Here is a 3,429-nt window from a genome sequence, read left to right as displayed (position 1 = left end):
TACCTATCTTGGCATTCTGTCAATATACCTGGGAACATCAAAAAGATTACATGCACTTAGTGTTGGATAAACGGATTAACAATCCTGAAAATAAAGTTTTTGTAGTTACTCTTGATGATATCCCTGTGGCAATGCAGCAAGTAGTTATTTTGTCAAAACAGGAAGCTTGGCGAAGTTCTTTGAGAGTAGATCGTCGCTATCGAAGGCGAGGTTTATCTAAATTATTAGATTCACATATAAATAATTATTTATCTCAAGTCAATATTCCTATATTACGTTACTGTGTCTTGTCTGACAATGAAATAATGTTGAAAATTGTCTCTCGTCGAGGAGATAACAAAATCGCTAATTATAGTATATATAAAGCTAATATTTTGGCTTCAAAAATCAACAAATTGTTTAAATTATAATTGAAAAACTTTGATGATATTTGGTCTTTGGTAGTTAGAGAAAATTTATTAGATCATAAACAAAGTTTGTACACAGAAAATATTGGCAAATGTCAAACCCTTACTCCTGAGTTATTAAAAGAGTGTTTGATTGCTGGAAAAGTTTTCGGATTAATACAAAATGAACGTTTACGAGGTATAGCTATTCAAAGTTACTCGGAAATTTCAGAGGAAGATTTTTATATTGGTTATCTTCATGGAGAGCCAGAAATCTTAACAGAGCTTCTCTGTGAATTATGTAAATTAGCCTATTCTTTAGGTAAGTCAGTGGTTAAAGGTCTTTTTCCGTTGAATGATAGTTTCGGCGATGCTCTTTCCCAAGCTGCTTTTCAAAAAATAAATCAAGGTGAAATAGGGATATATAGCAGAAGTCAGAAGTCAGAAGTCAGAAGTCAGAAGTAAAACTCTTGCGCTTACAAAGGGTGTGAGACTTTTGTCATGTCCTAACTGCCCTGGCGACTGCTATATCGCTCTTCTTTCAAACCGGGTTAATTTCTTGGGTGCATCTCATTGTTGCTGTTTGATCCGGTGGGTGGAATGGGTATCAGGGGTGGAACGGGCATCAGGGGTGGAACGGGCATCTTGCCCGTTACAATTCCCAGGCGGACTGTCCCAACCCGGGCGTTGAGGCGAAAAATTAGGGCTCGCCCGTCTTATCACGCACCCTAAGCAACTCAGTATTATCCTCGCCAGGCATACAGATTGAAAAGATTAGAACCATGTAAAATAGGTTCCTGTTGGACTTGAATTTCGCTAAAGCCGTGTTCTTTGAGCAAATTCGTAATTTTTTGGAGTCGATGCTCTAGGTCGTGAACTTCAACAACAATTTGCTTGATCTTTTGCCAATCCTGAGCTTCGATGCCTAAAAGTACATCCAACTCACTTTTCTCTACATCTATCTTAAGCAAATCAATCTGTTCGAGCTTGTGTTCCCTTATAATCTCTGAGACAGTTTTTAACTGGCAAGTTACCCGCTCGATTTTAAAAGCTTTTTCTATGCTATTTTGGATGAACATTGATCGCACAAACAAAGGAAACCAACGAAGCCAACGAAAGGCTTTAGGGGCGTATTTAATATTGCGAATAACAGCCTGCTTCAGTTGCTTTTTTAGCTCAGTAAAATCCTCTTGATATGCAGTGGATAACATGGTAGCGTTGGGATTATAAGCGAATGTTATACTCTTGGATTCCTGAGAAAGTCCACAGGAAAAGACTTTAATTTTATCTGAATCAAAGCGTTGAGCGTTAGCCTGTAGTACATTAAAAATGGCTGGAATAGGTTCAAAAGCATAAATACTAACATTTTTATTACAATTTTGATATGCCCATAAGGCAAACAAACCAATGTTAGCTCCTACATCAAATATGATATCACTTTCGTGCAGCTCAATTCCATATTTAATGTAGTCTTGAATCTGTTCGTACAGAACTGGTACTTCTTCTTCCCGCAGGCAAAATATTTTCATTCCATTGGGAAGCTTAGTTTCCTGAATTCTAGTTGGCATAAGGATAGAACCATGTGTTAATAAATTTGATTAGGTAGTGACTGAGGGGGTGACATGATCTCTAAAAAGATGACTCTATAAGGCTTTGATGCCAATGAGCTCAGCCAATATACAGTCGCAAATTGACCATATTTTCATTTTCTGGACTGAAGTTATCCGTTCATTTGTACTACTTTAATAGTTAAAGGTTCTCCCCATAAGGGATTTAGACATAAAATTATTCCTTGTAATAATTCTATTATTGTTTTGTTGAAGCCAAAACTGGTTTACCTGTATGCACCACTTGTTCTACAATATCAGCCGCTCGACTCACTCCCCCTGCTCGTATAATTGCCTCTTGTAGCCTCAAGGCATTCTTTTTATAGGAATCTTCCGTTAAGACCAGTTTGATAGCCTTTTGTAGCTTTTCCAGGCTCATTTTTTTCAAAGGTATGACCTCTCCTGTTCCTGTCCAAGCGATCCGCGCCGCCACTCCAGGTTGATCGTTGGTAATGGGAATAGCGACCATTGGTACTCCATTACTCAAAGATTCTAGGGTAGTATTCATTCCGGCGTGAGTGATGGTAAGGGTCGCTTTTTGTAATAGTTCTAATTGAGGTGCATAGCCAACAACTAAGGTATTTCCTGGCAATTCTGGTAAAGATTCTGGACTAGCACCCCCACCTAAAGCAATGACTAATTGAGCATCCAATCCCACACAAGCGTCTGCAATCATTTGGAAAATCCACAGAAGCCGATTTTGTAACGTTCCCATAGAAGCATAAATCAGTGGTTGTCCAGTTAATTTTTCATAAGGGAAAGGTGCAGCTTCTCGACTCGCTGGGTTACTATAAGATCCTGTGAAATGAAAACAAGACGGTAGTTCTTTTCTAGGAAATTCTAATTCAGCAGGCTGTTGACTAATTTGAGCCAACTGTGAAGAGTATTGATTGGCATTATTATAGGTAGATAAATTCCAATGCTTACGATGATAATTAATAACTTTTTTCAGGGATTCACCTATAATATTAAACAGTTCATAACCCACTCGGTTGCGTAGAACTCCCCGCCATGAAGGGTCATAATTCCAGGACATGCTAAAGGGAGGAACGCTCATTTCCCGATTGAACATTAAGGCACTGCATACAGTTACAAAAGGAATGTCTAGATACTCAGCGATAGTTCCTCCTGCTGGAGAAGCTTGATCTACTAATAACAGCTCTATATCTGCTGCTTTAATTACGTCTGGAGCATCCCGAAGAGACATTTTTGCTACATTGACAATCCAATTGATTGTATACTGGAATGCCTTAAATCCACTGAGATTACCTAGTTGAGTAAATAAGTCTTTTGTGGCTCCTTTGGGAAAATCCGACTTGCCAATCAGCTGAAATTCTAATCCTGCAGCTAGAGCTTTTGGTTGAGCGTCTTCAATGCCGAATACAGTGACGCGATGACCACGCTGTTTCAGTTCGTAACCTAACGTAGTCATAGGA

The 3,429-nt window shown here is 38.7% G+C and carries 4 protein-coding genes; 2 read left to right on the top strand and 2 right to left on the bottom strand.

All coding sequences use genetic code 11. The annotated features are described in order from the left end of the window. Both F6K20_RS30015 and F6K20_RS30010 read left to right on the top strand, forming a co-directional pair. Positions 1-410, top strand: a 410-nt coding sequence (locus tag F6K20_RS30015; RefSeq protein WP_287297138.1) for a GNAT family N-acetyltransferase, incomplete at its 5' end; no start/stop codon positions are given. Beyond that, positions 411-851, top strand: coding sequence for a hypothetical protein (locus F6K20_RS30010; protein ID WP_008189935.1), 441 nt, complete (start codon positions 411-413; stop codon positions 849-851). A gap of 278 nt (positions 852-1,129) precedes the next feature. Here F6K20_RS30010 and F6K20_RS30005 read toward each other — a convergent pair whose 3' ends face one another. Both F6K20_RS30005 and F6K20_RS30000 read right to left on the bottom strand, forming a co-directional pair. Continuing rightward, on the bottom strand, positions 1,130-1,954 hold the full coding sequence (locus tag F6K20_RS30005) for an FkbM family methyltransferase (protein WP_008189937.1): 825 nt from the start codon (positions 1,952-1,954) through the stop codon (positions 1,130-1,132). A 238-nt stretch (positions 1,955-2,192) separates the two neighbouring features. After that, positions 2,193-3,429: glycosyltransferase (locus F6K20_RS30000; protein ID WP_287297136.1), on the bottom strand; the 1,237-nt coding region annotated here is incomplete at its 5' end.

It is taken from the genome of Moorena sp. SIO2C4 (assembly GCF_010672485.1).
Lineage (GTDB): Bacteria > Cyanobacteriota > Cyanobacteriia > Cyanobacteriales > Coleofasciculaceae > Moorena > Moorena producens.
Note: the sequence above shows the minus strand (reverse complement) of the source record. Positions and strands in the feature narration are given on the sequence as shown.

Coding starts and splice junctions, on each gene's coding strand:
- F6K20_RS30005 (WP_008189937.1), bottom strand. CDS start 1,954: ATGCCAACTAGAATTCAGGAAACTAAGCTTCCCAATGGAATGAAAATA.